Source organism: Ensifer sesbaniae, from assembly GCF_013283665.1.
GTDB classification, from domain to species: domain Bacteria; phylum Pseudomonadota; class Alphaproteobacteria; order Rhizobiales; family Rhizobiaceae; genus Ensifer; species Ensifer sesbaniae.
This window is the reverse complement of sequence record NZ_JABEKU010000001.1, coordinates 2,921,137-2,946,118: the sequence shown is the minus strand read 5'-3', so window position 1 is coordinate 2,946,118 and position 24,982 is coordinate 2,921,137. Positions and strand designations below refer to the sequence as shown.

Below are 24,982 nucleotides of genomic sequence, written 5' to 3'. Positions count from 1 at the left end.
CCATCGGTTGCAGCGGGGGAGGTGACGCGACAGGCTGCCGAGCGAAAGCCGCCTCACGGCGGTCAAGCCGGTACGCGCACCGTTGCCCTGAGGCCGCCGAGCGGGCTGTCGCCCAGCGTGACGTTGCCGCCGTGGCTGCGGGCGATGTCGCGGGCGATCGCAAGGCCAAGGCCGGTGCCGGAACTGTCGAGATTGCGTGCCTCGTCTAGGCGGAAGAAGGGTTTGAACACGTCTTCGCGCGATCGCTCGGGAATGCCTGGACCGTCGTCGTCGACGGTGATCGTGACCCATTTGGCGCTGTGGCGGGCGTCGACGTTGACGGTGTTGGCGTAGCGATAGGCGTTCGAGGCGAGATTGGCGACGAGGCGGGTGAAGGCGTTCGGCCGGACACGAACCTCATCCTCGCCCTCGATCGAGGTGGTCAGCGTCTTGCCGAGCAATTCGGCTTCCGCGGCAAGCCGCGTCATCAGCTCGCTGAGCTTCAACTGGCCGACGTCCTCCTCCGCTTCGCCACGGGCGAAGGCGAGGTAGCCTTCAAGCATGTTCTGCATGTCCTCGACATCCTGGTTGAGGCTTTCGAGATCCGGATTGTTGCCGGCCAGGGCCAATTGCAGCTTGAAGCGGGTGAGGATGGTTCTGAGGTCGTGACTGACGCCGGTCAGCATCGCGGTGCGCTGTTCGATCTGGCGTTCGATGCGCTCGCGCATCAGGATGAAGGCAAGGCCGGCGCGGCGGATCTCATCGGCGCCGCGCGGCGCGAAGTCGTCGATCTTCTGGCCCTTGCCGAAGCTTTCGGCGGCCTTGGCCAACGCCAGGATGGGCCGGATCTGACCACGCAGGAACAGGATCGCGATCGCCAGCAGCACCAGCGATGCCGCCACCATCCACACGAGGAAGATGTGGGTGTTCGAGGCATAGGCCTGGTTGCGCCGGGCGTAGACACGCAGAATGCGGCCGTCGTCGAGCTTGATGCGGATCTCGACGAGCTTGGAGTTGCCGACCGTATCGATCCAGAAGGGGCGGCGGACCTGGTTGGAGATTTCTTCGCCGAGGATCTGATCGAGGATTTCGAAGAAGGGGCTTGGCCGTGGCGGAGGCAGTTCGCCAGGCGGATCGACGGAAATGCTGAGATCGAGTTGCTCGCGGGCGATGCGGATGATCTCGGCAATGTTGCGATCATCGGGGAAGGTATCGATGAGATCGACGATCGCGGCGATGTCGCCGGTCACGGCGGCAGACAGGCGCTGTGTCACCAGTTGCCAGTGGCGCTCCATGAAGATGAAGGCGACGACAGACTGCAGGAGCACCATCGGGATGATGACGATGAGCAGGGAACGGGCATAGAGGCCCATCGGCAGGCGGCGGCGCAGCCAGCGCGTGAAGCGCCGCCAGGCATTATCGCTGGAACCCGCCGCCCCGCGCTCTATACCGTCAAAGCTTGCCATGGGACGCTGCGCTCATCGGAAGGGCTGCCATCTCAGTCCACGCTCAGCCGGTAGCCGATGCCGCGCACCGTCTGCAGCCAGACCGGATTGGACGGATCGTCCTCGATCTTGCGCCGGAGGCGGTTGATCTGCACGTCGATCGTGCGCTCGCCGACCTCGGCATCGTCGCCGATCAGTTCGTGGCGCGGGATGGTCTCTCCGGCGCGCTGCGAGAAGAGCGTCATGATCTCCTGTTCGCGATCGGTGAGGCGGATGTGGTCGGCGCCGCGTCGGAGTTCCTTGCGCACCACCGAAAAAGTGTAGGGGCCGAAGATCACCTGGTCGACCTTGGGCGCTTGGGCCGGCTGGTTGCGGCGCAGGATGTTGTTGATGCGCAGCACCAGTTCGCGCGGTTCGAAGGGCTTCGACAGATAGTCGTCGGCCCCGGCTTCGAGACCTTCGATGCGGGAATTGGATTCCGCCAGGGCCGTCAGCATCAGGATCGGCACGGACTTGATCTGCCGGAGGCTATGGGTCAGCGAGATGCCGCTCTCGCCCGGCATCATCACGTCGACGATCAGAAGATCGAAGTCGAGGCCGACGAGCTTGCGCCGCGCCTCGTCCGCATCGGACGCGGTCGTCACCCGGAATCCCTGTTCGACCAGGTAGCGGTTGAGGAGATCGCGGATGCGCCGGTCGTCGTCAACGACCAGAAGGTGAGCCGCATCGTCCGAGACAGTCGCTTTTGTCGTCATTCCACGCTTCCCAAATTCCAGGCTCCCGCGCCGTCTGCCGGCGGCGAGCCTCGTGTCAGTCTGCGGCGTTCTTCATCCCGGCGAGAAAGCGCTTGACCGTTTCCCGCGCGCCCGGACCCGATCTTGCCAATGCATCCGCTATGCGGCGGGACTGTGGCTCGGCCAGAGCACGCGCCAGCGCCTGGCCTTCCTCGGTTGTATAGAGCATGCGCTGGCGGCGGTCTTCAGGCCCGGTTTCCTGGCGGATGTAGCCTGAGTCGATCAATTGCTTGAGGACGCGGGCGAGGCTCTGCTTGGTGATCTTCAACGTGTCGAGAAGGTCGGCGACGGTCATGCCGGGCTCACGGTCGACAAAGTGCACGACCCGGTGATGCGCCCGCCCGAAGCCGCTCTTTTCAAGGATCGCATCCGGGTCGGAGGTGAAGTCGCGATAGGCAAAGAAGAGCAACTCGATGATCTCGAAATCGATCGTGTCATCATCGGCGGCGGTATCGCTGAGATACCGGGTGTTCTCTTTGGATTGGCCGGCCACGCGGTCATTTCCTTTCAGCCAGATTGCAACTTGCGAAACATTCGGAAAAATATGTCAGCTTTATTGACATATTTTTACCGCGTCGTTAGCGTCCTCGCTCGGTAAGCGAGACATTTGGCGTTGGCAACACCTTGAAAGGATAAGCCCCGCCGTTCCGATCGCAAATCCAAAATCACGAAATTGAATTTTCCCTCAGTCAGTTTGCCGATAGACTGAAAGCAGGACGATAATCAACAGAGAATGGCGCATATGCGCCGGAGGATGACACTATGGCAGCGGTTCCATTTGATCAGTTGGACGGAGAGATCTGGTTCAACGGCGAATTCGTCGCATGGAAGGACGCCAAGATCCACGTGCTGACCCACGGCCTGCACTATGCCAGCGCCGTTTTCGAGGGCGAGCGCGCCTATGGCGGACGCATCTTCAAGCTGACGGAACACAACCAGCGCCTTCACAAGTCGGCCGATATCCTCGGCTTCAAGATTCCCTATTCGGTGGAAGAACTGGATGAGGCGAGCGTGGAGCTCCTGAAGCGTCAGGGCTTCTCCGAAGCCTATGTGCGGCCGATTGCCTGGCGCGGCAGCGAGAGCATGGGCGTTTCGGCGCAGAACAACCGCATCAATGTCGCCATCGCCATCTGGCAATGGGGCAGCTATTTCGATCCAGCGGAGAAGCTGAAAGGCATCCGGCTCGACATCGCCGAGTATCGCCGCCCTGATCCGCGGACCGCGCCCGCGAAGTCCAAGGCCGCCGGCCTCTACATGATCTGCACCATCTCCAAGCATGCGGCGGAGGCCAAGGGTTATGCGGATGCGATGATGCTCGACTATCGCGGCCGGGTGGCCGAAGCGACGGGTGCCAACATCTTCTTCGTCAAGGACGGCGTCATCCATACGCCGGTACCGGATTGCTTCCTCGACGGCATCACCCGCCGCACGGTCATCGAGCTCGCCAAGCGCCGCGGCTATGAGGTTGTCGAGCGGGCGATCATGCCGGAGGAACTGTCCGGTTTCACCGAGTGTTTCCTGACCGGTTCCGCCGCCGAAGTTACGCCGGTTTCCGAAATCGGCCCCTATCGCTTCACGCCGGCGACGATCTCCGAGACGCTGATGAACGACTACATGAAGGAGGTCTACCCGGTCGCTGCGGCCGCCGAGTAACACGGCCCCTACAGCGCCCGCGCGTCTTTCAAGACGCGCATTGGCCGCGGTCGCACTTTGAATGGCTGCGTGTATTGTCCTTAAACCGGCCAGGTAAAAGGACATGCGCAGCAGAAGCCGCGATCTGATGCACAAAAGGCGGCCCCGGGCCGCCTTTTGTCTTGCTACGGATGATCGGGTCAGGCGGTTTTGCCGAGGAACTGTCCGACAATGCCGCTCAGCACGCCGCCGCCGACCAGGCCGCCGATGACCTGCATGGCAAGGCCGGTCGCGGCGGCTTCGCCGCCGAGCATCTGAATGAGGAACCCTCCGCCCAGGCCGCCGATCGCGCCGACGATTGTCCGTGCGACGATACCGAATGCCTGCTGCTTCAACACTGCGCTGGCTGCGTTGCCGCCGGCCGCCCCCGCGATCAATTGGGTAATGATAGGCATTAATGCTTCCATTGATCCCTCCGTGTCGTGGCTCGTCGTAGACGGGCCACCAAAAGCCGATGATCCGGCACCGATAGGTTGAAGCCGAATCTGGATTATTGTCAATTTGACCGAAATCGCCGCCGGACGGCCGGAACCTTACCTATTGAAATGGTTTGATTTCAGGCGGAAGCAGCGTTTCGCAGTGACACGAAGGAAAGCACGTTCCGGTATCGGGAACGATCGGATCTCGGTCTGCGCTGAACGAAATGCGTGATTCGTGCGCGGGTCGAACGATGGGAGAAGAGGCGGAAAACGGGTTATTCTCCGGCGACCGCTTGATCGCCGGAGTAGCGGGGTCCGTTATCGATAGACGTAGACGATGCGCCGCGTCGCCGGCTCGACCAGCACGGGCTGGCCGTTGATGCTGACATAGTCGTAGTTATAGTCTGGCACGCGGCGGACCGCGACGGTCTGCGGCAGCTCGGCACCGACCACGACTTCGCCATCGAGATAGACGGTTTCGCCAGGGTTCGACGCGATGTAGGTGCGCACGGTGGCCGGCGGCACGATCGGATCGATCTCTTCGACCGGGCCGATCAACGCATCGCCGCTGCTGACGATCACCGGATCTCTCGGCTGCGCCTCATAGGTGACGACGGGAATTGCGAGGTCGGCGCGACGTTCCTGCACCACGACGGTCGAACCGCCGAAGTCAGTCGTCAAATATCGCGCATAGACCCAGCCGCGTACGCCATTGATATCGATGCGGCACCATTTGCTGCCTTCGATGCAGCCGTCGATGACCGCCGTGCTACCGCGGGTCGCCAGGCCGACCGTCGGATATTGAGGGCCCGGACCCGTGCGGATGTTGAGATCCGTGACTGTGGTGGCGGTCATGGCTGCGAAAGCGGCCGGTATGCCGACCGTCAGCACCAAACCCGCGGCCGCAGCGGCTCGCAACAGGGGGCGGGTAAGCTTCACCATCATCTTTCTCCTCTTCTTGATGAGGGCGAAACGCCCGCGTGCGCGCGGATGTTCCCCCGGGAACGTCACGAAATGTGACGCCGTGACATTCTCTCACGGCTGCCGCGGCCCGAGCGCCTGAAGAACCGGCAGCAGGAGAGGGGCGAAAATGCAGGATATTCAACAGGATCATAACAACGTCACGGCCCGCGGCCTGAAGCCTGTCGTGCGCATCGTCGTTGCCGCGGAGCTGGTAATTTCGGCGCTGCTGATGACGACCGTGCAATGGCCGGCGCCGCAAGCCACCACCAGCCAAGTCGCCATTCTGCGCTGATTGGCGCTGTCACCGGCGCCAATTGCCGTTATAGGAAGAACAACAGATCCTATAGAGGCAGACGCGCATGTTACAGGCGGGCATCATTCCAGTTACCCATTTCGAGCAGAATTGCACGGTGCTGTTCGACAGCGAAACCAAGGAGGGCGTGGTCGTCGATCCAGGTGGCGATGTCGATATCATCCTGCAGACGGTTCGCGAGAACGGCATTACGCTGAAGGCGATCTGGATCACCCATGGCCACATCGACCACGCCGGCGGGGCCAAGGAATTGAAGGATGCGCTCGGGCTCGAAATCATCGGCCCGCACAAGGACGACCTGCCGTTGCTCGAACGGCTCGAGAGCCAGGCCGAGCGTTTTGGACTGGCGATGAAGGTCCAGAACGTCATTCCGGATCGCTGGCTCGAAGAGGGCGATACCGTTTCCTTCGGCGATCATGTCTTCGAGGTCCTGCATTGCCCCGGCCACGCACCCGGCCATGTCGTCTACTACAACCGGGCACAGAATTTCGTCCATGTCGGCGACGTTCTGTTCCATGGCTCGATCGGACGCACCGACCTGCCGGGCGGCAATCACCAGCAATTGCTCGATTCCATCCGTAACAAGATCCTGCCGCTCGGCGACAATGTCGGCTTCATCTGCGGCCATGGCCCCGGAGGCCAGATCGGCGAGGAACGCCGCACCAACCCCTATCTGCGCGGGCTCTGACAGCGCGTTTGCGTTTACATGGCATGAAAAAAGCACATGCCTCGGGCGAGGCATGTGCTTTTCAAGTTCTACTGCATGTCTCCTTAAATCGAACTCGATTTAAGGACGAAGACATGCAGCAAATCAAAGTCCTACAGAGACCTTTGCGCGTCTCATAAGACGCGCGGCGCTGTAGGCTGACCTCACTCAGCGGCAGAGATGGCTGCGGCCGTCATAGCCGATGAACGTGCCGCTGTCCGGATCGAACGAGCGGTAGCGCTGCGAGCAATAGCGGTACCATGCCGGCGTCCAGGGCTCGACGCCATAGGTCTCGACGGCGACCGGACGATAAACCTCACGATAGACCGGGCGGGCGCGGTAGACCGGCCGCGGCTCGTAATATTCGGGTTCCGGATCGATATAGACGCGGTCGCCGTAACCGCCGTAGGAGCGCGGCTGCGAGGCGATCGCGCCGCCGATCAGCGTGCCGGCGACGAGGCCCGCTGCGCCTGCCGCCCACGCATCGCTGTTGTCGTGATGCCGGTGGGTTGCTTGGGCAACACCGAAGGTCGGGATGACCATGGCGGCGGCGGCGACCGAGAGAACGGCTGCTTTGATGAACTTGTTCATGGGCTTCAAATCCTATCGCATGGACCGGATCAATCCGGATTTCATGATGAGGGGGAGGTTAATGCCGCTACCATGAACCGAGCCTGAACAAAAAAAACCCGGCAAGTCTGCCGGGCCTCAACTGTGAATCTGTCAGCAGATGTCGGCGTCAGCCGGCGATCTGCAGGTTGACCGCCTTCGGGCCCTTGCCGCGGCGATCCGGTTCGGTGTCGAAGCTCACCTTCTGGTTTTCCGTCAGACCGTTCAGGCCGGAAGCCTGGACTGCGGAAATGTGTACGAAGATATCTGCACCACCGTTGTCAGGCTTGATGAAACCAAAGCCCTTGTCGGTGTTGAAGAATTTTACAGTGCCAGTTTCGGCCATGCGTCAGGTCCTTTTCTCTCCACCCGCTTGACGGACGGGCGGCATTGCAGTTTGCCCGATTGGGCGTTGGCAGGCAGTTCTCGACGTCTGAGGAAAGGGTCCTGTTACCGCAGCCAGCCATTGGAGAAGTTGCATTTTCATGCGTCTCCCCGGTCTGGCCGCCCGGAGTTTTGCGTCTCCGGCCCGCTTTTATTTCAAGATCTTCCCGTGTTCGCAGATTGCCCGAACAGAGTAAGAGTGATGGGTTTATTTTGAATTGGCAAGCAAAACTTTTCAGGCGTGGTATTGCGTCTTGTCATTGCTCAAGATTCGGTCATTTCCGCAGTTGTTGCCCCTCCTTCAAGATATATCGCAAGCTGTTGAAATCACAGCTTTTTGAAAATGTGTGCCGCAAAATTGAGTGGGTTTTTGCTGATTTTGGATGCAGCCGCAAGGAGGCTCATTGAACGCCGGCTCAGGCCGGTATTCGCAACTCTCTGATATATTTGATGCTTCTCGCGTCGTACGGCATTTACGCAAGAATCTTGCAGAAAATCTATAGGTGTTGAGTTGGGCCGGTCGATTGCGACGTGCCTCGCGCTCCGCCGAAGCAACGACCTGATGGTCCGGTACCAATAGTAAGTAAAGCATCGCCCCGACGTTGGGCCGGCCGCTGATATAGTTCATGGCGCAGTGTCGGTTGCGGCCACAATGTGCGGTTTCAGGCGGCGGCTTCCGCGCGGCGATTTCTGGTCAGTTCGGGTATGATCTCGACCGCAAGCATTGCTGCGAAGATGATGGCGCAGCCGGCATAGCCGATCGGGGTGATGACTTCGCCGAGCAGGAGAACGCCGAACAGGGCGGCAAAAAGCGCCTCGCTCGAAAGGAAGATGGCCGCCTGCGGTGCCGTGGTGTAGCGCTGGCCCACCACCTGCAGGATGAAGGCGAGGCCGCTGGAGAATATGCCGGCATAGAGGATTTCGAAGAGCGCGCCTTCCACAGCCGCAAGGCTCAGCGGCCCCGTCTTCATCGCGAAGAGGAAACCGAGCACCGCGCAGACAGCGAACTGCGTCATCGAGAGCAACATCGGCCGGCCGCTGCTGGGCGCGAAGAGGCCGACGAGCAGCAACTGCACCGCCCAGCAAAGGGCGCACAGGATCGTCAGGTAGTCGCCGCCGGTCAATGCCGACAGGGTGCCGCCGCTCAAAAGGAAGATGCCGAGGAGAGCCATCAGCGCGCCTGGCCAGATGACCCAATGCGGCTTGCGGCGGAGGAAGACGACCGTCAGCACGGGGACGAAGACGACATAGAGCCCGGTCAGGAAGCCGGAATTGGTGACGCTGGTGTCGAGAAGGCCGAACTGCTGGGTCGTTGCGCCGGCAAAAAGCGCGAGGCCGATGAAGATGAAATTGCGCACGGTCTTCAGCCGCAGCGGCTCGGCCGCGCGCCTCGTTTCGATGACGGCGAAGGGCATCGCAACCACTGTCGCGATCGCAAAACGAAGCGTGATGAACCACAGCGGGCTGATCGCATCCATGGCCGTCGACTGCGCGACGAAGCCGGCGCCCCAGATCGCACCTGATATCAACAGCAGCAGATTGGCCTGAATGCGGGGCATGTCGTTCTCTCCTCGGACAGGCCGCCGTCTAGCAGTTGCGTTCTGGGCGGGCAAGGCTCATCGTCGACGTTCATGGCGCGCTCGGAGATGGCGATGATTGACAGCGGATATTCCGGCACCCCGCTTGCCCGCAAGCTCGGCTTGAAAACAGGGCAGGCGGCGCTGCTCCTTGGTGTTCCGCTCGGGCTCGGCGAAATCACGGACTTTTCCGGCTTTTCGACCCGCGAAAGCTCGATCAGTGGGGCTGCCGGGTGCAGCTACGACTATATCCATGTGTTCGAGACGCAGAGGTCCCGATTGGATGACCTGGCTCCGGAGGTTGCGGCCCGGCTGAGGCCTGACGGCATGCTCTGGATTTCCTGGCCGAAGAAGGCGGCGAAGGTGCCGACGACCTTGACGGAGGATGTGCTGCGCGACGTCTTCCTGCCACTCGGTCTCGTCGACGTGAAGATCTGCGCGGTCGATGCCGTCTGGTCCGGGCTGAAGTTCATGTTCCGCAGGGAGTTTCGCGACCGGCTGTCGTGACGCGGGAGCGAAGGCCCGAATTTCTATTGCGTCGCGCCCTTGGAGACCCGCAGAACGGCGCCGTCCTCCTCGTCGGTCACCATCAGCAATGCACCGTCCGGCGCGACGACGACGTCGCGGATGCGGCCGAACTCTCCGTCGAACAACCGCTCTTCGGAGCCGATGGCGCCGCTGTCGTCACGCTCCAGGCGGGCGAGAAGCTGGTACTTCAGCGCGGCGACCAAGAGGTCACCATCCCACTCAGGAAACATCTTGCCGCGATAGGCGGCAAGCGCGCCGGGGGCGATCGAGGGATCCCAATAGAAGAGCGGCTGATCGAGGCCTTCCTTCGCGGTGCCTTCGCCAATCTCGGCGCCGGAATAGTCCTTGCCGTAGGTGATGATTGGCCAGCCGTAGTTGTGGCCGGCCTGCGGATTGTTGATCTCGTCGCCGCCGCGCGCGCCGTGCTCGACGGTCAGCAGCGTGCCGTCCTTCGGGTCGAAGGCGATGCCCTGGGGATTGCGGTGGCCCTTCGACCAGATCTCCGCCAGCCCCCCGGTGCCGCCGCGATAGGGGTTCGATCCGGGAATGCTGCCGTCGGCATTGATGTGCAGGATGGCGCCGGCATGATCGCGCGGGTCCTGGGCGCGATCGCCTTCACCGCGGTCGCCGATGCCGAAGAACAGGCTGCCGTCGGCTGCGATTGCGATACGGGAACCGAAATGCTGTCCCTTGCGGGTGAATTTCTTCATCCGGAAGAGTTCCTTGACGTCGGCAAGACCGCTCTCGTCATCGGCCAGTTTTGCCCGCACGACGGCGGTGCCATAGCCGCCTTTGCCGTTGGCGGCCAAGGTCAGATAGAGCGTCCTGTTCTTTGCGAAACCGGGGTCGAGGGCGATGTCGAGCAGGCCGCCCTGGCCACGCTCGGCGACCTCGGGCACGCCCTTCAGGGGTTTCGACAGCTTGCCGTCGCGCAGGATCCTCAGCCGGCCGGGACGCTCGCTGACGATCAGGCCGCCGCCGGGAAGCGCTTCGACGGCCCAGGGGTGTTCGAGGCCGGTCGCCAGGGTTTCGACCCGCAGGGTGCCGTGCTGGCTCGGGAATTCACGCGCCTCCTGGGAGCGGGCGCCGGAAGGCGCGACAATCGTGGCGAGAGCGGCGAGCACCGCGAGCGCCGGGATGCGCCGCCGCTTGCCCAAGTGTTTCGACGCCGCTCGCCGCATTCCGCTTCTCCGGCCGATTCGTTCAACAGGCAAGCTGGGGCGGGAGGCGAAGCGGTTCAAGTCACATCCGATCAAAAGCGGTTTATTTCGAGATCGAGCCCGTCGTCAGCGGCACAGGCCGTTGTTCGCCGATGAGGGCGGCATTGACGATGTAGCGCATCGGCCCCTGTTCGACCGCATCGAAGGGCCAGCAGGTGGCGAGCGCCAGATGGTGGCCGCTGGCCGATGCGTTGATGCCGCTTTCGTCCCAGCGGGCGACGCGGCTCTCGCCGGCCCGGAACAGGAAGCGCCGGCCATCCTTGCGTGTCAGCACCAGGAGATCGCCGGGGTTGACGTCCTTCAGCCATCGGAAATGCGTGTCGCGGTGGGCGGCGATGACGGAGGTGCCTTCGTCGCCGGGCAGTGGCGTCGTCGTCAGCCAGGCGGGGCCGAAGGCGAGCGCCTCGCCGCTGGCGCCTTCGAGCACGATCGCCGAGCGGTTGAGTCGTGGCGCGGTGATTTCAGCCGTCGTCTGGAAGTCGGCCCAAGGCCAGGGCTTGCCATCCGGGTTGCCGTGCAGTTGCGCCTCGAAGGAGCGCTTAAGAAGCACCTGGGAGACTTCGGCCTTGGCCTTCATGTAGAGGCCCTTGCCGATCAGCATCACGCCGGCAAGGGCAATGAGGGCGATCACCGCGAGCACGATCGTTTCGACCGCCGAGAGGCGGGCGAGAAAGCCCGGGCGAGGTTCGGGCTTTTGGTTGTCAGCGGCCACGACGGCGCACTCCCGCAAGCACGACGGCGGCAATCGGCGCGCGCCAGAAGATGAACGCCGTGCCGGCGAGGAGGGCGAAAGCCAACAGCATCAGGCCGATCAGGATCTGCTTGTCCGCTTCCGTTGCCGTCTGCGGCAGGTTTACCTGATTGTTGGCCTCGGCGATCAGGCCCGCTGCACGCGCCGTCGGTGCCGCCAGCATGCGGTCTGCCGTCGCCGTGGCAACCTTGGTCCGGCTTTCGGCCGCGGCATCGCGTTCGTCGATCTTGCCGGGGGTACTCCCAGCAGGCTCCTCACCAAAGACCTTGCCGAAGTCCCAGCCGGCCGGAAGGTTGAGAGGCAGCTTCGTTTCGGCCTGCGGCTCGCCGGTCGGGCGCGACGGCGTCGCATCGACCGCGACGAGGCTGGTGACGCGCGAAACGAGGTGGTGGGCGAGTGCTACGGTCTCGATCCGCCTGTCGAGCGTGGCGGGGCCGGCAATCGAAGCGGCGCTTGCCTCGAGATCATCGATCTTGCGACGCGCCCAGAGCTTGGCGATGCCCTGACCGGTCGAGGCCTTGGCGATGTCCATCTCGACCCGCCAGGGCTGGTAGCCGGCCTTGCCGAGGATCTGCAGCTTGCCCTTAGGCGCGGCGCCGTCGAGTTCGGCCGTCAGCACCACCGGCTCGCCGCGGTAGAGATCGGGCATCGGGTTCGGCGTGATGTCGCTTGCCGATGCGCCCTCGAAGCTGGCGGAAATGTCGGTCATGGCAGGGTTTTCGAGCTTGGTGAAGAGCTCGGCCATGCGCTCGGCCACCTGGCTCTCCGAGCCGATCAGCGTGAAGCTGCCGCGGCCGTATTCGGCGGCCTTGGTCATGAAATGGCTGTTCGGGGCCGAGCCGATGCCGACGGTAAAGACACGGGCGTCGCCGCGGTTCTTCTGGATCTCGTCGAAGAGCTGCGTCTCGTTGCCGATCGCGCCGTCGGTCAGGAAGACGACCTGGCGAAGGGCGCCGGCCTGGACCGGACCCTGGCTGCGCAGCGCCGCTTCGAGTGCCGGCAGCATTTCCGTCCCTCCGTCGGCGGTCAGGCCTCGGACATAGGCGATCGCATCCTCGCGCTTGTCCGGCGTCGCCTCGACGAGGTCAGGGAAATGCACGGTCATCGTGTCGTCGAAGCGAATGACGTTGAAGCGGTCCTCGGGCTTCAGCCTGGAGATTGCCAGTGCCAGGCTCTCCTTGGCCTGCTCCATCGAGGGGCCGGCCATAGAGCCGGAGTTGTCGATGACGAAAACGATCTCGCGCTTGACCGGCTTGGCGCCGGCGTCGGCTGCGGCGGCCGGCGGCGTCACGAAGGAGAGCAGATAGGTCTTGTCACCCACCGTCTCGCGGAAGAGGCCGGCATAGGGGCTCTTGCCCTCGATCGCCTTCCAGGTGAGCTCGAAGTCGCGGTCGGCTGGAACACTGTCGCCCTTCAACGTCACGCGGCGGCTGAGATCGTCGAGGTTGGCGATATCGGTCTCGTGGTAGGCGGACTTCACCTCGCCGAGCGGAAAGCCCGCCTTGAGATTGACTGTCAGCGTGACGGGGTTGACCTTGGCGTTTTCCTTGGGGTCGAGAACCGGGGCCTCGATCTTTTCGCGATCGGGGACCGGGTCGCTGACGGCATAACCGGTACGGCTGTCGAGATCGACGGTCTGAACGATCGGCTGCGGGTTGTAGCGCGGTGCCACGACCATCGGGAAGCGGAGGGAATAAAGCCCGTTCGATTGGCGGACCGCGCTCTGATACTCGATCTGCACGATGACCGTTTCACCGGGGCCGATATTAGCGACCTGGTTGGTGAAGATGTTCGGGCGCTGTTGTTCCAGTAGTGCCGCCTTCTTGCCCTCGGCCTTGGCCTGCTCGTAGATTTCCTTGGCGGCCTCACGCGGCTTTATCTGGCCCTCGATGAAGCGGTCGCCGATCTGCATCTTCAGCGTATCGACGGCCGAGTCCTCGGGAAGCGGGAAGACATAGGTGCCTTCGACCCAGCCCTTGCTGGGGTTCTCGAAGCGTTGGGTCACGCGGGTGCGCATGATCGGGCCGTTGACGTCGATGGTCACGTCCGTCGCCAACCGCGGCGCCTCGACGAAATAACCGGGTTCCTTCGACGGGAAGAGCAGGGCGCCGGTGCCCAAATCGTTGGGGTGAACATAGCCTGCCATCTGCTGGGGTTTGGCGTCTGGCGTTTGCGCGGCAGCCTGGGTCATCAGGCCGATGAGCATCAGGATGCAGGCGGCGAGCGCTGCGATCGCCAGATACATGCCCCAGCGCGCTTCATTCCGTCCGGTGTTCAATGAGGCGATTTCGTCGTCGAGAAACATTGCACAACCCCCGTAATGCGAATGTGTTCGGATGATCGAAGAAGAGGCCCGGAAACCGGCTGTTGCGGGACGGAATTGCGGCGTTCCGCGACAGTTGTGATGGCTAAATTATGGCATTTGAAAAATTGCGGGATTGCGCTGATTCTTTTGAATAAATCGCGATCACCAACCGTTTCGGACTGATACGTTTCGTGGTCGTTCAAACGGTCGCCATAATTCCGTTTTTCGCTGCCGTCGGCGCACGCCCGGGCATCGTTCGCGGCCTAGGCGCGCGATCGATGGTGCTGATGGCACTCATGAAACTTTGTCATGGTGACGCTTTTTGCCCGCGTTTCCGGCGTTTTTGCCGTTCCGGCGCTTGCAAGACCGGGCGTCTTTCGACATAGACCTAACCGCTATGGAGCCTGGCTTTTTACGTTCCGTAGCGATCACCTCGTCTCGAAACGATCAGGACCTTCACCCATGGCCTTCCTTGCCGATGCCCTTTCCCGTGTAAAGCCTTCCGCCACCATCGCCGTTTCGCAGAAAGCCCGTGAGCTGAAAGCGAAAGGCCGCGATGTGATCGGCCTTGGCGCCGGGGAGCCGGACTTCGATACGCCCGACAATATCAAGAAGGCCGCGATCGACGCGATCAACCGCGGCGAGACGAAGTACACGCCGGTCTCCGGCATTCCGGAACTGCGCGAAGCGATCGCCAGGAAGTTCAAGCGCGAGAACAACCTCGACTACACGGCTGCCCAGACGATCGTCGGCACCGGCGGAAAGCAGATTCTTTTCAACGCCTTCATGGCGACGCTGAACGCGGGCGATGAAGTCGTCATCCCCGCGCCCTACTGGGTTTCCTACCCGGAAATGGTGGCGCTCTGCGGCGGCACGCCGGTCTTCGTCTCGACCAAGCAGGAAAACAACTTCAAGCTCAAGGCCGAGGATCTGGAAAAGGCGATCACGCCGAAGACCAAGTGGTTCGTCTTCAACTCGCCGTCCAACCCGTCGGGCGCTGCCTACAGCCATGCGGAACTCAAGGCGCTGACCGACGTGCTGATGAAGCATCCGCATGTCTGGGTGCTGACCGACGACATGTACGAGCACCTGACCTATGGCGACTTCAAGTTCGCGACCCCGGTCGAAGTCGAGCCCGGCCTTTACGACCGTACGCTGACGATGAACGGCGTCTCCAAGGCCTATGCCATGACCGGCTGGCGCATCGGCTATGCCGCCGGCCCGCTGCAGCTCATCAAGGCGATGGACATGATCCAGGGCCAGCAGACCTCGGGCGCCACCTCGATCGCGCAATGGGCCGCCGTCGAGGCGCTGAACGGCACGCAGGACTTCATCCCCCAGAACAAGAAGGTCTTCGAAGGCCGCCGCGATCTCGTGGTGTCGATGCTGAACCAGGCCAAGGGCATTTCCTGCCCGACGCCGGAAGGCGCCTTCTACGTCTACCCGTCCTGCGCCGGCCTCATCGGCAAGACCGCGCCGTCGGGCAAGGTCATCGAGACGGACGAAGACTTCGTCTCCGAACTGCTGGAAGCCGAAGGCGTCGCCGTCGTGCATGGTTCGGCCTTCGGTCTCGGCCCGAACTTCCGCATCTCCTACGCAACCTCGGAAGCCCAGCTCGAAGAGGCTTGCCGCCGCATCCAGCGCTTCTGCGCAGCCTGCAAATAAGTCGCAATTACGCAGCGATCGACAGAGGGCCTGCCGTCTCCGGCGGGCCCTTTCTCGTTGGTGCTTTGGTTCAAGACGCGCGCAATCCGATTCAAGTCGGCCGGCTAAATCGCTGAAAACAGATTCATTTCTTGGTGGATCTTCTGTTGAAGATATTCCGGCCGACCTAACGATCGCGGCAGGATCTGTGGACGACGTTGCAGATCTGGCGCCGTCGTGGATATATCGTCCACGCCTATGGACAGGAGGCGAGCCAGGATGCGCAATCTCAACGATTTCATCGTTTTCGCCCATGTCGTCGACCACAAAGGCTTCGCGCCGGCGGCGCGCGTGCTCAACGTGCCGAAGTCGACGCTCAGCAAGCGCGTCGCGGAACTCGAAAAGACGCTCGGCGTACGGCTCATCAACCGCACGTCCAGGCGTTTCACCGTGACTGAGATCGGCGAGGATTTCTATCGGCACGCTGCGGCGATGCTGATCGAAGCGGAAGCGGCGGAGGCGGTGGTCAAGGGACGGCTTGCGGAGCCGAGCGGCACGGTGCGTATCACCGCCTCGGTGCCGACGGCACAGATCACGCTGGCGGAGCTCCTACCACAACTCGCGCTGGCCTATCCCAAGATGCGGGTGGTGCTGCACGCGACCGACCGCTTCGTCGATCTCGTCCAGGAGGGGTTCGATATCGCGGTGCGCGACCATTTCGCGCCTTTGCCCGACTCCGGTCTCGTCCAGCGACGGGTGGCAATGGATGTCATCTGGCTGGTCGCCGCGCCCGATTATCTCGCCCGTCGGGGCATGCCTGCCGATCCCGACGATCTCAAGGCCCATGACGGCTTGCTCACGTCGCTCGCAAACGACGGCTGGACGCTTCGGCGGGAGGACGGCACCGCCGTCTCGGTGAAGCCCGAACAACGCTTCGTCGCGGACGAATCCCGCGTGCTGCTCGAGGCGACGCTCTCAGGCCTCGGCATCACGGCGCTGCCACGCAAGCTCTGCCGTGCCGAGATCGGCGACGGCAGCCTCGTGCGGGTGCTGCCCGATTGGCAGGCCGGGACGGTGACGACGACATTGCTGATGCCGCATCGGCGCGGCCAGCTGCCCTCGGTCAGGGCCGTTGTCGATTTCATCGCCGACCGGCTCGGCGAATGATCGCCCGGGCGGGCAGCAACTGACGGAGCCGTTACGCCGTGGGTTTCGTCGTCAACATGCTCCGCCGGTCGGCCATTCGAGACCACCAGTCCGCCAGATTGGGATAGTCCTTGATGAGCGTCTGGCCGTCCGGGGTCAGGAGGAAATAGGCGAACACCGAAGCCGTGTGCAGATCGGCCAAGGTCAGCCGATCGCCCGTAAGCCAAGGTGCGTCTCGTATGAGGTCGCTCAGCGCCTTGAGCAGGGTGGCGGCCTTCGGGAGGTTTTCTGCAATGCGCGCTTCGTCGGTCAGGCCGCCTTCAGCGGGTTTCGATATCCGCTCAACATAGATGCCCCACACCATGACCGGGTAGCCATAGGCGTCCATCATGCTGATGATCTGGTTGCCGCGAGCCCTTTGCCGCAAATCCGTAGCCTGAAGCGCCGGCCCCTCGAAGGCCTCATCGACGTAGCGAATGATCGCGCCCGTCTCATAGAGACTGAAGCCGTCATGTTCGAAGGCGGGAATGCGGCCGAACGGCTGCCGTTCAAGATAGTCGCGTGGAGGACCGCCCTCGGCAAAGACGTCGATGGGCACCAGCCGATAGGCGACGCCCTTTTCCTCGAGCGTCAGGCGAACGGTTCTGACATAGACGCTGTAGTCGGCGCCGAACACAACGGGATTGGCCATGACCTGCTCCCTTCCAGCAATGGTTCTGCGGTACGTGCAGATATGTCGGACATAAAAAACCCCTCCCGGCAAGTGCCAAGAGGGGCTTGATTCTGTGGCGGCAGGGACGCGGCCCTACCGCTTTTGTTGGTTTCTTCAGCGCTCGGCGAGTGCCGGTTCGCCCTTCTTCTCGCGTACGAGGTTCATGAAGCGGCGGAAGAGGTAGTGGCTGTCCTGCGGACCGGGCGAGGCTTCCGGGTGATGCTGGACGGAGAAGACCGGCTTGCCCGCGACGCGCAGGCCGCAATTGGTGCCGTCGAAGAGCGAAATGTGAGTCTCTTCAACGCCATCCGGCAGAGACTTCGAATCCACCGCAAAGCCGTGGTTCATCGAGACGATCTCGACCTTGCCGGTGGTGTGATCCTTGACCGGGTGGTTGGCGCCGTGGTGGCCCTGGTGCATCTTTTCGGTCTTGCCGCCGAGGGCGAGTGCCAGCATCTGGTGTCCGAGGCAGATGCCGAAGACCGGGACATCGGTCTTCAGGAGGTCCTTGATGACGGGCACGGCATATTCCCCGGTTGCTGCCGGGTCGCCCGGGCCGTTGGAGAGGAAGATGCCGTCGGGCTTCTGCGCCAGCACTTCGTCGGCGCTGGCCGAGGCCGGCATGACGGTGACGCGGGCGTTGAGGCCGGCAAAGAGGCGCAGGATGTTGCGCTTCACGCCGTAGTCGAGCGCGACGATGTGGTAGGCCGCATCGGTTTCGCCGAGCGTCGAATAGCCTTCGTTCCAGACCCAGGGCTTCTCGTCCCAGCGCGAGGACTGACCCGAGGTCGCGACCTTGGCGAGGTCGAGGCCTTCGAGGCCGCTCCAGGCCTTGGCTTCGGCCTTCAGCGTTTCGATGTCGAAGACGCCTGCGGGGTCGTGGGCGATGACGGCGTTCGGCATGCCGTTCTCGCGGATCCAGGCGGTGAGCGCGCGGGTGTCGATGCCGCAGAGGCCGATAATGCCGCGCGCCTTCAGCCAGGCGTCGAGGTGCTTGGCGGCGCGGTAGTTGGACGGTTCGGTGATGTCGGCCTTGAAGATGACGCCGACCGCGCCGTGGCGGGCTGCCGGCGTCAGGTCTTCGATATCCTCGTCATTGGCGCCGATGTTGCCGATATGCGGGAAGGTGAAGGTGACGATCTGGCCGAGATAGGAGGGGTCCGTCAGGATTTCCTGGTAGCCGGTGAGTGCCGTGTTGAAGCAGACTTCCGCCTGCACCTTGCCGGTGGCGCCGATGCCCTTGCCTTCGATCACGGTGCCGTCGGCCAGAACGAGCAGCGCAGTTGGTTTTTCAGTGGTCCATGCGGGTGTCGCGGTCATCGTTCCTATCCCGTTGCGGCGTGAAGCGCGGGGCTTGAAAGCCCGGCAGTCGATCGCCATTTTCATGTGCTCAGGCATGGACGCGCGGAAACCCCGCGGAAAGTGCTCTCATGCCGATGTCGTGCAGGTGCGGGAAAATACCCAAAGCTACCATCCGGGTCAACCGGCCGCTGTGAATTGTCAGGAAATAAAATTCCTTATAATTCAATCGGTTGCGTATTCCGTTTGATTGCGCCTGTCACACTGGTTTAAGACGACGACAACAATGATGGTTTCGAACCGGTTCCGGGCAGAGCACCGCGGGCCGGTTTCGACATGGAGTATGGACATGCGCGACCAGTTCGCTGACGCACTGAAGGAAGCCCTGAAAGCCAAGGACGCACGGCGTACCTCGACCGTGCGGCTGATCCAGGCGGCGATCAAGGATCGGGACATCGCCAATCGCGGCCAGGGCAAGGACCCTGTCGGCAATGACGAAATCCTGCAGATCCTCGCCAAGATGATCAAGCAGCGCGAGGAATCGGCCCGCATCTACGACGAAGGCGGCCGGCCGGAGCTTGCCGAGCAGGAGCGCCAGGAAATCGGCATCATCAACCAGTTCCTTCCGGCCCAGTTGCCGGAAGAAAAGGTTCGCGAGCTCTGCGCCGCCGTCATCCAGGAAACCGGCGCGCAGGGCCTGCGCGATATGGGCAAGTGCATGAACGTGCTCAAGGAGCGCTATCCCGGCCAGATGGACTTCGCCAAGGCTTCCGGCCTGGTGAAGGAACTGCTGAAGTAATCCTACGGCGCCGCGCGTCTTATCAGACGCGCAAAGGTCGCTGGAGCACTTTGAATGGCTGCATGTCTTTGTCCTTTAACCGGCTACGATTAAAGGAGACATGCAGCAGGCCCGTCTCGAAAGGGGCGGGCACGCTTTCTCGCCGTCGTCGGCGATCGCTTGATCTGTGAATTGCGTGAAAGGCGGGTGGAAGCGATGGCTTCCTCGCGTCATGCTGCTTATATGGGCGATCGCGCGTGGGCGAGCGTAGGATGCCTTGTCTGCGACCCGTCCGCTTCCGCAAATCCATCGCGATGAACCTGGATCGCACCAGGCTCGCTGCGATCCAGAGGTATTGATGCGCTTTTCACAGTCCTTCCTTGACGAGATACGCGATCGCGTGCCGATTTCGGACGTGATCGCCAAGCGCGTCAGCTGGGACCGGCGCAAGACCAATGTTTCGCGTGGGGACTATTGGGCCTGCTGCCCTTTTCACGGGGAGAAGTCGCCGAGCTTCCACTGCGAGGACCGCAAGGGCCGCTACCATTGTTTCGGCTGCGGCGTTTCCGGTGATCATTTTCGCTTCCTCACCGATCTCGAAGGCTTGAGCTTCCCGGAAGCCGTGCAGCAGATCGCCGACATGGCGGGCGTTGCGATGCCGCAACCCGACCCGCAGGCCGAGCGGCGGGAGAAGGAGCGCACCAGCCTTCTCGACGTCATGGAACTGGCGACGCAGTTTTTCGAGGACCAACTCCAGACCGCCAACGGCGCCAAGGCGCGCGCCTATCTGCGCGAGCGCGGGTTGACGGGCCGCACGATCGAGACCTTCCGTCTCGGCTACGCGCCCGACAGCCGCAATGCGCTCAAGGAATTTCTGGCCGGCAAGGGCGTCGGCAAGGAGCAGATCGAGGCTTGCGGCCTCGTGGTGCATGGGCTCGACGTGCCTGTTTCCTACGATCGTTTCCGCGACCGCATCATGTTTCCGATCCTGTCGTCCCGCGAGAAGGTCATCGCCTTCGGCGGCCGCGCCATGTCGCCGGATGCGCCGGCGAAATACCTGAACTCGAACGAGACCGAGCTCTTCCACAAGGGCAATGTGCTCTACAATTTCGCCCGCGCCCGCCGCGCGGCGCAAGGCGCTTCGCGCCTGGGGGATGCCGGGCCTGACGATGCCGCCGGAACGATCATCGCCGTCGAAGGCTACATGGACGTGATCGCGCTGCATCAGGCGGGCGTCGAGAACGCGGTCGCGCCGCTCGGCACGGCCTTGACCGAAAACCAGCTCGACCTGCTCTGGAAGATGACGTCGCAGCCGGTGCTCTGCTTTGACGGCGATGGCGCCGGCATCCGCGCCGCCAACCGCGGCGTCGACCTGGCGCTGCCGCATCTGAAGCCCGGCCGCTCGGTGCGCTTCGCCATGCTGCCTGACGGTAAGGACCCGGACGATCTGGTGCGTCACGAGGGCCGCGCGCCCTTCGACAAGGTGCTCGCCAATGCACGGTCGCTTGCCGACATGGTCTGGCACCGCGAGATCCAGGGCGGATCTTTCGACACGCCGGAAAAACGCGCCGAGCTCGAAGCGCGATTGAAGCAGGTGACTGCCGTCATCGCCGACGAAAGTGTGCGCCGCCACTATGGCCAGGACATGCGGGACCGTCTGAACGCCTTCCTGCAATCGTCAGGACCGGGGCGGGGCGAGCGGCGTCCCTTCGAGCGTGGCGGCCGGCAAGGCGGCGGGCCGCGCGGCGCCGGCGGGCCAAGAGGGCCGAATGCGGCCGGACCCACGGCGATTTCCGATCGGCTGGCGCGGTCCTCGCTCGTCAGCGGGCAGCAGATTGCGCCGCTGCTGCGCGAAAGCGTGCTGGCACTCACCATCGTCAACCACCCGCAACTGCTGTTCGACGAGTATGACGAGATCTCGACGATCGAGTTCGACCACCGCGATCTGCAGCGCTGCTGGGCGGCGGTGCTGAATGCCGCCGCCGCGCACGGGCCGCGCCTGACGCGCGAAGGCCTGATCGAGCAATTGGAGGCGGAAGGCTTTGGTCCGCTGATCGGCGCGATCGACCAGCAGATCCGCTATGCGCGGCTCTGGACCGCAACGACGGCGGCCGCACCCGAGGACGCCCGCGAAGGCTATCTGCAGGCCCTGGCGCTGCACCAGCGGTCCAAGGCGCTGCACTGGCAGCGACGTGAACTCGAGCGCGAGCTTGCGCACGCGACGGAGGAGGGCGACCTCGAGGCGGTGCCGCAACTGCTGCGCACGCTTCAGGAAGTGCAGCTCGAAGTGACGCGGCTCGAGAACCAGGAAGCGATCATCGAGGGTTTCGGGGTGCTTTCCGGCCGCGTGAAGGGGCCGGCGGCGCGTTAACCCAAAAACCTGCGCCGCCCCGCCAAAACCCGGTCCGATCTTAACGGAATGCCGACTATTCGCGCCAATGTTCGGCCACCCAGGGAGCGGGGTGGATATAGTGGCGCAGGTAGCGGAACGGGTTCTTCTCACGGCGGTCGCCGTTGAACAGGCGGCGAATATGTCCAAGCGGCGTGTCGACGCGGCCGCGGTAGCCATATTGCCCATCGATCGCATGTTGCGGCAGCAGGCTGCGCGGGAAAAGCACCACGCGCGCATCGGCAGGCAGGCGCGGTGCGAAGAAATAGTTGAGCGGGAAGGTCCAATGGCAGTCCTGCCTAAAATGCAGGACCCAGCGCCTTGGGAAGAGCTTCACGCCTCCGGGCGCATTGCGCGTGACGAAACGCTGCTCGAAGCGGTATTCGTCGGCAATCGCCTGCGGATTGGCGCCAAATTTCTGCTGCAGCGGCACGAGCTTTCCCACCGGGAAGCGGAACAGCGAGGTCTGCCCGAGGCGCTCGAAGGGTGTCGTCTGGTTTCTGGCGAGAATCACGTCATCGGGTTCGCCGAGCTCGAAGAAGGAATCGAGCGATCCGACGATGACGAGGTCGAGGTCGAGAAAGAGAACCGGGCCCTTGAGATTGCCGAGCTTCGGTCCCCAAAGCCGCGACTTCTGCCAGATGCCCGGCGTGTTCGTGGGCATGTCCGCGATGTTGAGCGGCGGCAGGTCTTCGCAGAGAATTTCCGGGCGCAGCCCTTCGAAACTGTCGGTGAAACAGGTGAAGGTGAAGGGCGGGGTGATGTTGCGCGCCACCATGGCATAAAGCCGGTTGATGAACGGAGCGCCGTACTTCGTACCCCAGTTGATGCAGATGATCTGCTTGACGCCGCCGCTCGCCGCTAAAATGTTCGCCATGATGACTTCCTGATTTTTGCGAGCCACTAAAGTACCGGTGCGTCGTCAAGGTCAAGCTGCCAAAGGCTCAATCCCCGACCTTGGAATGCCTGCTGATAGCGCGGGATTATCGCAGCGTTCTCTTCATTTGCCCTGACGGCTATGGCATTGCGGTCGCATCCTGCGATGATTGCAGGCAGTGATTCCCATGAAGGAGACGTGATGGAGTTTGTCGAAAGGGCGAAGCGCGCCGCAAGCGCTGCCAGCCATCTCTTCGACGACGCCGGCCCGGCGCCGCTCGATGTGCTGAAGCGCGTCTATGGCTATTCCGCCTTTCGCGGCAAACAGCAGGAAGTGGTCGAGCATGTGACCGGCGGCGGCGATGCCGTCGTTCTCTTTCCGACCGGAGCCGGAAAATCGCTCTGCTTCCAGATCCCGGCGCTCTGCCGTCCGGGGCTCGGCATCGTCGTCTCGCCTTTGATTGCGCTGATGCGCGATCAGGTGGAGGCGCTGAGGCAGCTCGGCGTCAATGCCGCGGCCCTCAATTCGTCGCTGACCCGTGAGGAAGCGATCGCCGTGCGGCGGCAGATCTACGACGGCACGCTCGACCTTCTTTATGTGACGCCGGAGCGGATCGTCACCGACGGCTTCGCCGATCTCCTCGGCGATGCCCGCCTCGCGCTGTTCGCCATCGACGAGGCCCATTGCGTTTCGCAATGGGGCCATGATTTTCGCCCGGAGTACCGCGCGCTCGGGTTGCTGGCGGAGCGTTATCCCGGCGTGCCGCGCATCGCCTTGACGGCGACTGCCGATCCGCACACGCGCGACGACATCGTCGAACGGCTGGCGCTGACCAACGCCAAGGTCTTCACCACCAGCTTCGACCGGCCGAACATCGCCTATGAAATCGTCGAGCGCGACCAGCCGCGCCAGCAATTGCTGCGCTTCCTTTCGCGCTTCAAGGGTTCGTCCGGCATCGTCTACTGCCTGTCGCGGGCGAAGGTCGAGGATACGGCCGAGTGGCTGAACGCCCAGGGCATCCGGGCGCTGCCCTATCATGCCGGTATGGACCGGACGCTTAGGGACAAGCATCAGGACGCGTTTTTGAAAGAGGAGAGCCTCTGCCTCGTCGCGACCGTCGCCTTCGGCATGGGCATCGACAAGCCCGACGTGCGCTATGTCGCCCATCTCGATCTGCCGGGATCGGTGGAGGCCTATTACCAGGAGACCGGGCGCGCCGGGCGCGACGGCCAGCCGTCGGAGGTCTGGATGGCCTATGGCATGGCCGACGTGCTGCAACGTCGCCGCATGATCGACGAGGGCGGGGCGGCCGACGACATCAAGCGCATCGAGCGCAGCAAGCTCAATGCACTGCTCGCGATCTGCGAGACCGCCGGCTGCCGCCGCCAGGCGATCCTCGCACATTTCGGCGAAGCCCATCCCGGGCGCTGCGGCCATTGCGACACCTGCCTGAAACCGGTCGAGACCTGGGACGGAACGGAAGCCGCGATCAAGGCGCTGGCGGCCGTCTATCGCACCGGCGAGCGCTTCGGCACCGGCCATGTGATCGATGTGCTGATTGGGACGGTCAACGAGAAGACCGAGCGCTTCGGCCATGTCGATATGCCGGTCTTCGGCGCCGGCAAGGATCTTCCGGCCCGCACCTGGCAATCGGTCTTCCGGCAGTTGCTGGCGACCGGGCTGATCAGCGTCGATCACACGGCCTTCGGCGCGATGAAGCTGGAACCGGAGGCGCGCGCCGTCTTCAAGCGCGAACGCCAGGTGTTTTTCCGCAAGGACCGTCCGACCTCCGGCAAGGCCGCGCGGGGTGCAAAGTCGGGCTCGCAGCGCGAGCGCGCCGACCTTGCCGGCTCCGATCTCGAACTCTTCGAACTGCTGCGCGCCGAGCGCTTCTCGATCGCCAAGGACCTGAACGTCCCACCCTATGTCGTCTTCCCCGACGCGACCTTGATCGCGCTCGCCAAGGAACGTCCGCGCGACTTCGACGCGTTGCTCGACATCCCCGGCATCGGCGAAAGCAAGCGCGAACGCTACGGCGAAGCGTTCCTGGCGGTGATCGACGGGTATTTGGAGGGGTGAGGGGGCAGGCGGGCCGCACAAGATTCTTCCGCGCCGCGTCGGCGGCGCGAGGGAAGCAGGCAACGGCTGCCGCGGCCCGAAAGAAAGCGTCGCTTGCCTCAATGCTTGCGACACAATATGTCCGCCTCGCCATGCTGCCGTGAAACGCCCTGTCGTTTTCGCGCTCGATCCCGGAGAGCGTGGGATTTTGCTGCAAGTCACAAGCTGTCATGGTACTCGTCAGGCACGCGATGTTATTTTACAGCGAGAGCGGCCATGACTTCAGCCTTTCTGTCTCATCTTCGTTCCGAACTCGAGGGCCTGAAGACGGCCGGGCTTTACAAGTCCGAGCGTGTCATCACGTCGAAGCAGGCGGGCGAAATCGAGGTCGCCT

General features: G+C 63.0%; 23 protein-coding genes. 9 read left to right on the top strand and 14 right to left on the bottom strand.

Annotation, left to right across the window (positions count from 1 at the left end; all coding sequences use genetic code 11):
• Positions 1-62: 62 nt before the first annotated feature.
• The 3 genes from BHMPCIPO_RS14355 to BHMPCIPO_RS14345 are packed head-to-tail and all read right to left on the bottom strand — an operon-like array spanning position 63 to position 2,711.
• Positions 63-1,445, bottom strand: coding sequence for an ATP-binding protein (locus tag BHMPCIPO_RS14355; protein ID WP_173517374.1), 1,383 nt, complete (start codon positions 1,443-1,445; stop codon positions 63-65).
• A gap of 32 nt (positions 1,446-1,477) precedes the next feature.
• On the bottom strand, positions 1,478-2,179 hold the full coding sequence (locus tag BHMPCIPO_RS14350) for a response regulator (RefSeq protein WP_173517373.1): 702 nt from the start codon (positions 2,177-2,179) through the stop codon (positions 1,478-1,480).
• Positions 2,180-2,234: 55 nt separating this feature from the next.
• Positions 2,235-2,711, bottom strand: a complete 477-nt coding sequence (locus BHMPCIPO_RS14345; protein WP_173517372.1) for a MarR family winged helix-turn-helix transcriptional regulator — start codon at positions 2,709-2,711, stop codon at positions 2,235-2,237.
• A gap of 269 nt (positions 2,712-2,980) precedes the next feature.
• Between BHMPCIPO_RS14345 and BHMPCIPO_RS14340 the strand changes: the two genes are divergently transcribed.
• Positions 2,981-3,871, top strand: a complete 891-nt coding sequence (locus BHMPCIPO_RS14340) for a branched-chain amino acid aminotransferase (protein ID WP_173517371.1) — start codon at positions 2,981-2,983, stop codon at positions 3,869-3,871.
• A gap of 179 nt (positions 3,872-4,050) precedes the next feature.
• On the opposite strand, the gene BHMPCIPO_RS14335 is transcribed toward BHMPCIPO_RS14340, so the two are convergent.
• The gene (locus tag BHMPCIPO_RS14335) at positions 4,051-4,317 is read right to left on the bottom strand and encodes a hypothetical protein (RefSeq protein WP_173517370.1); all 267 of its coding nucleotides are present in this window, start codon (positions 4,315-4,317) and stop codon (positions 4,051-4,053) included.
• A 330-nt stretch (positions 4,318-4,647) separates the two neighbouring features.
• Positions 4,648-5,271: a DUF1236 domain-containing protein gene (locus BHMPCIPO_RS14330; protein WP_173517369.1), complete on the bottom strand. Its 624-nt coding sequence runs from the start codon at positions 5,269-5,271 to the stop codon at positions 4,648-4,650.
• 148 nt (positions 5,272-5,419) lie between these two features.
• Here BHMPCIPO_RS14330 and BHMPCIPO_RS14325 point away from each other — a divergent pair, with 148 nt between their 5' ends.
• Both BHMPCIPO_RS14325 and BHMPCIPO_RS14320 read left to right on the top strand, forming a co-directional pair.
• On the top strand, positions 5,420-5,584 hold the full coding sequence (locus BHMPCIPO_RS14325) for a hypothetical protein (protein WP_173517368.1): 165 nt from the start codon (positions 5,420-5,422) through the stop codon (positions 5,582-5,584).
• A 67-nt stretch (positions 5,585-5,651) separates the two neighbouring features.
• Positions 5,652-6,293, top strand: a complete 642-nt coding sequence (locus BHMPCIPO_RS14320; RefSeq protein ID WP_173517367.1) for an MBL fold metallo-hydrolase — start codon at positions 5,652-5,654, stop codon at positions 6,291-6,293.
• Between the two features lie 186 nt (positions 6,294-6,479).
• Here BHMPCIPO_RS14320 and BHMPCIPO_RS14315 read toward each other — a convergent pair whose 3' ends face one another.
• The 3 genes from BHMPCIPO_RS14315 to BHMPCIPO_RS14305 form a co-directional block, all read right to left on the bottom strand.
• Positions 6,480-6,902 carry a BA14K family protein gene (locus tag BHMPCIPO_RS14315; RefSeq protein ID WP_173517366.1) on the bottom strand — a complete coding sequence of 141 codons (423 nt, stop codon included), beginning with the start codon at positions 6,900-6,902 and terminating at the stop codon, positions 6,480-6,482.
• Positions 6,903-7,050: 148 nt separating this feature from the next.
• Entirely contained in the window at positions 7,051-7,266 is a 216-nt protein-coding gene (locus BHMPCIPO_RS14310; protein ID WP_057253168.1) for a cold-shock protein, read from the bottom strand.
• 700 nt (positions 7,267-7,966) lie between these two features.
• Positions 7,967-8,863, bottom strand: a complete 897-nt coding sequence (locus BHMPCIPO_RS14305; RefSeq protein ID WP_173517365.1) for a DMT family transporter — start codon at positions 8,861-8,863, stop codon at positions 7,967-7,969.
• A gap of 93 nt (positions 8,864-8,956) precedes the next feature.
• On the opposite strand from BHMPCIPO_RS14305, the gene BHMPCIPO_RS14300 reads away from it, so the two are divergent.
• Positions 8,957-9,388: a hypothetical protein gene (locus BHMPCIPO_RS14300; RefSeq protein WP_173517364.1), complete on the top strand. Its 432-nt coding sequence runs from the start codon at positions 8,957-8,959 to the stop codon at positions 9,386-9,388.
• A gap of 23 nt (positions 9,389-9,411) precedes the next feature.
• Here BHMPCIPO_RS14300 and BHMPCIPO_RS14295 read toward each other — a convergent pair whose 3' ends face one another.
• The 3 genes from BHMPCIPO_RS14295 to BHMPCIPO_RS14285 all read right to left on the bottom strand — a co-directional run bounded on the left by BHMPCIPO_RS14295 (position 9,412) and on the right by BHMPCIPO_RS14285 (position 13,685).
• Entirely contained in the window at positions 9,412-10,590 is a 1,179-nt protein-coding gene (locus tag BHMPCIPO_RS14295) for a PQQ-dependent sugar dehydrogenase (protein ID WP_173517363.1), read from the bottom strand.
• 82 nt (positions 10,591-10,672) lie between these two features.
• The gene (locus BHMPCIPO_RS14290) at positions 10,673-11,359 is read right to left on the bottom strand and encodes a class GN sortase (protein ID WP_376741641.1); all 687 of its coding nucleotides are present in this window, start codon (positions 11,357-11,359) and stop codon (positions 10,673-10,675) included.
• Positions 11,331-13,685 (bottom strand): marine proteobacterial sortase target protein, encoded by a 2,355-nt coding sequence (locus tag BHMPCIPO_RS14285; RefSeq protein ID WP_173517362.1) that lies wholly within the window; start codon positions 13,683-13,685, stop codon positions 11,331-11,333. The genes BHMPCIPO_RS14290 and BHMPCIPO_RS14285 overlap by 29 nt, the downstream gene beginning before the upstream one ends.
• A gap of 462 nt (positions 13,686-14,147) precedes the next feature.
• On the opposite strand from BHMPCIPO_RS14285, the gene BHMPCIPO_RS14280 reads away from it, so the two are divergent.
• Positions 14,148-15,350: a pyridoxal phosphate-dependent aminotransferase gene (locus tag BHMPCIPO_RS14280; protein WP_173517361.1), complete on the top strand. Its 1,203-nt coding sequence runs from the start codon at positions 14,148-14,150 to the stop codon at positions 15,348-15,350.
• A 258-nt stretch (positions 15,351-15,608) separates the two neighbouring features.
• Positions 15,609-16,496 carry a LysR substrate-binding domain-containing protein gene (locus tag BHMPCIPO_RS14275; RefSeq protein ID WP_173517360.1) on the top strand — a complete coding sequence of 296 codons (888 nt, stop codon included), beginning with the start codon at positions 15,609-15,611 and terminating at the stop codon, positions 16,494-16,496.
• Positions 16,497-16,527: 31 nt separating this feature from the next.
• Here the strand turns inward: BHMPCIPO_RS14275 and BHMPCIPO_RS14270 are convergent, their stop codons facing one another.
• On the bottom strand, positions 16,528-17,166 hold the full coding sequence (locus BHMPCIPO_RS14270; protein WP_173517359.1) for a glutathione S-transferase family protein: 639 nt from the start codon (positions 17,164-17,166) through the stop codon (positions 16,528-16,530).
• A gap of 135 nt (positions 17,167-17,301) precedes the next feature.
• Positions 17,302-18,507 (bottom strand): glutamine-hydrolyzing carbamoyl-phosphate synthase small subunit, encoded by a 1,206-nt coding sequence (gene carA, locus BHMPCIPO_RS14265; RefSeq protein WP_173517358.1) that lies wholly within the window; start codon positions 18,505-18,507, stop codon positions 17,302-17,304.
• Between the two features lie 328 nt (positions 18,508-18,835).
• On the opposite strand from carA, the gene BHMPCIPO_RS14260 reads away from it, so the two are divergent.
• Both BHMPCIPO_RS14260 and dnaG read left to right on the top strand, forming a co-directional pair.
• Positions 18,836-19,285 (top strand): GatB/YqeY domain-containing protein, encoded by a 450-nt coding sequence (locus tag BHMPCIPO_RS14260; RefSeq protein ID WP_173517357.1) that lies wholly within the window; start codon positions 18,836-18,838, stop codon positions 19,283-19,285.
• A gap of 337 nt (positions 19,286-19,622) precedes the next feature.
• Positions 19,623-21,635, top strand: coding sequence for a DNA primase (dnaG, locus tag BHMPCIPO_RS14255; RefSeq protein WP_173517356.1), 2,013 nt, complete (start codon positions 19,623-19,625; stop codon positions 21,633-21,635).
• A gap of 55 nt (positions 21,636-21,690) precedes the next feature.
• On the opposite strand, the gene BHMPCIPO_RS14250 is transcribed toward dnaG, so the two are convergent.
• Positions 21,691-22,530, bottom strand: a complete 840-nt coding sequence (locus BHMPCIPO_RS14250) for a glycosyl transferase (protein WP_210266455.1) — start codon at positions 22,528-22,530, stop codon at positions 21,691-21,693.
• 201 nt (positions 22,531-22,731) lie between these two features.
• On the opposite strand from BHMPCIPO_RS14250, the gene recQ reads away from it, so the two are divergent.
• A complete protein-coding gene (gene recQ, locus BHMPCIPO_RS14245) occupies positions 22,732-24,609 on the top strand; it encodes a DNA helicase RecQ (protein ID WP_173517355.1) in 1,878 nt (625 codons plus the stop codon).
• Positions 24,610-24,982: the final 373 nt, after the last annotated feature.

Coding starts and splice junctions, on each gene's coding strand:
- BHMPCIPO_RS14355 (WP_173517374.1), bottom strand. CDS start 1,445: ATGGCAAGCTTTGACGGTATAGAGCGCGGGGCGGCGGGTTCCAGCGAT.
- BHMPCIPO_RS14350 (WP_173517373.1), bottom strand. CDS start 2,179: ATGACGACAAAAGCGACTGTCTCGGACGATGCGGCTCACCTTCTGGTC.
- BHMPCIPO_RS14340 (WP_173517371.1), top strand. CDS start 2,981: ATGGCAGCGGTTCCATTTGATCAGTTGGACGGAGAGATCTGGTTCAAC.
- BHMPCIPO_RS14335 (WP_173517370.1), bottom strand. CDS start 4,317: ATGGAAGCATTAATGCCTATCATTACCCAATTGATCGCGGGGGCGGCC.
- BHMPCIPO_RS14330 (WP_173517369.1), bottom strand. CDS start 5,271: ATGGTGAAGCTTACCCGCCCCCTGTTGCGAGCCGCTGCGGCCGCGGGT.
- BHMPCIPO_RS14325 (WP_173517368.1), top strand. CDS start 5,420: ATGCAGGATATTCAACAGGATCATAACAACGTCACGGCCCGCGGCCTG.
- BHMPCIPO_RS14320 (WP_173517367.1), top strand. CDS start 5,652: ATGTTACAGGCGGGCATCATTCCAGTTACCCATTTCGAGCAGAATTGC.
- BHMPCIPO_RS14315 (WP_173517366.1), bottom strand. CDS start 6,902: ATGAACAAGTTCATCAAAGCAGCCGTTCTCTCGGTCGCCGCCGCCGCC.
- BHMPCIPO_RS14310 (WP_057253168.1), bottom strand. CDS start 7,266: ATGGCCGAAACTGGCACTGTAAAATTCTTCAACACCGACAAGGGCTTT.
- BHMPCIPO_RS14305 (WP_173517365.1), bottom strand. CDS start 8,863: ATGCCCCGCATTCAGGCCAATCTGCTGCTGTTGATATCAGGTGCGATC.
- BHMPCIPO_RS14300 (WP_173517364.1), top strand. CDS start 8,957: ATGATTGACAGCGGATATTCCGGCACCCCGCTTGCCCGCAAGCTCGGC.
- BHMPCIPO_RS14295 (WP_173517363.1), bottom strand. CDS start 10,590: ATGCGGCGAGCGGCGTCGAAACACTTGGGCAAGCGGCGGCGCATCCCG.
- BHMPCIPO_RS14285 (WP_173517362.1), bottom strand. CDS start 13,685: ATGTTTCTCGACGACGAAATCGCCTCATTGAACACCGGACGGAATGAA.
- BHMPCIPO_RS14280 (WP_173517361.1), top strand. CDS start 14,148: ATGGCCTTCCTTGCCGATGCCCTTTCCCGTGTAAAGCCTTCCGCCACC.
- BHMPCIPO_RS14275 (WP_173517360.1), top strand. CDS start 15,609: ATGCGCAATCTCAACGATTTCATCGTTTTCGCCCATGTCGTCGACCAC.
- BHMPCIPO_RS14270 (WP_173517359.1), bottom strand. CDS start 17,166: ATGGCCAATCCCGTTGTGTTCGGCGCCGACTACAGCGTCTATGTCAGA.
- carA (WP_173517358.1), bottom strand. CDS start 18,507: ATGACCGCGACACCCGCATGGACCACTGAAAAACCAACTGCGCTGCTC.
- BHMPCIPO_RS14260 (WP_173517357.1), top strand. CDS start 18,836: ATGCGCGACCAGTTCGCTGACGCACTGAAGGAAGCCCTGAAAGCCAAG.
- dnaG (WP_173517356.1), top strand. CDS start 19,623: ATGCGCTTTTCACAGTCCTTCCTTGACGAGATACGCGATCGCGTGCCG.
- BHMPCIPO_RS14250 (WP_210266455.1), bottom strand. CDS start 22,530: ATGGCGAACATTTTAGCGGCGAGCGGCGGCGTCAAGCAGATCATCTGC.
- recQ (WP_173517355.1), top strand. CDS start 22,732: ATGGAGTTTGTCGAAAGGGCGAAGCGCGCCGCAAGCGCTGCCAGCCAT.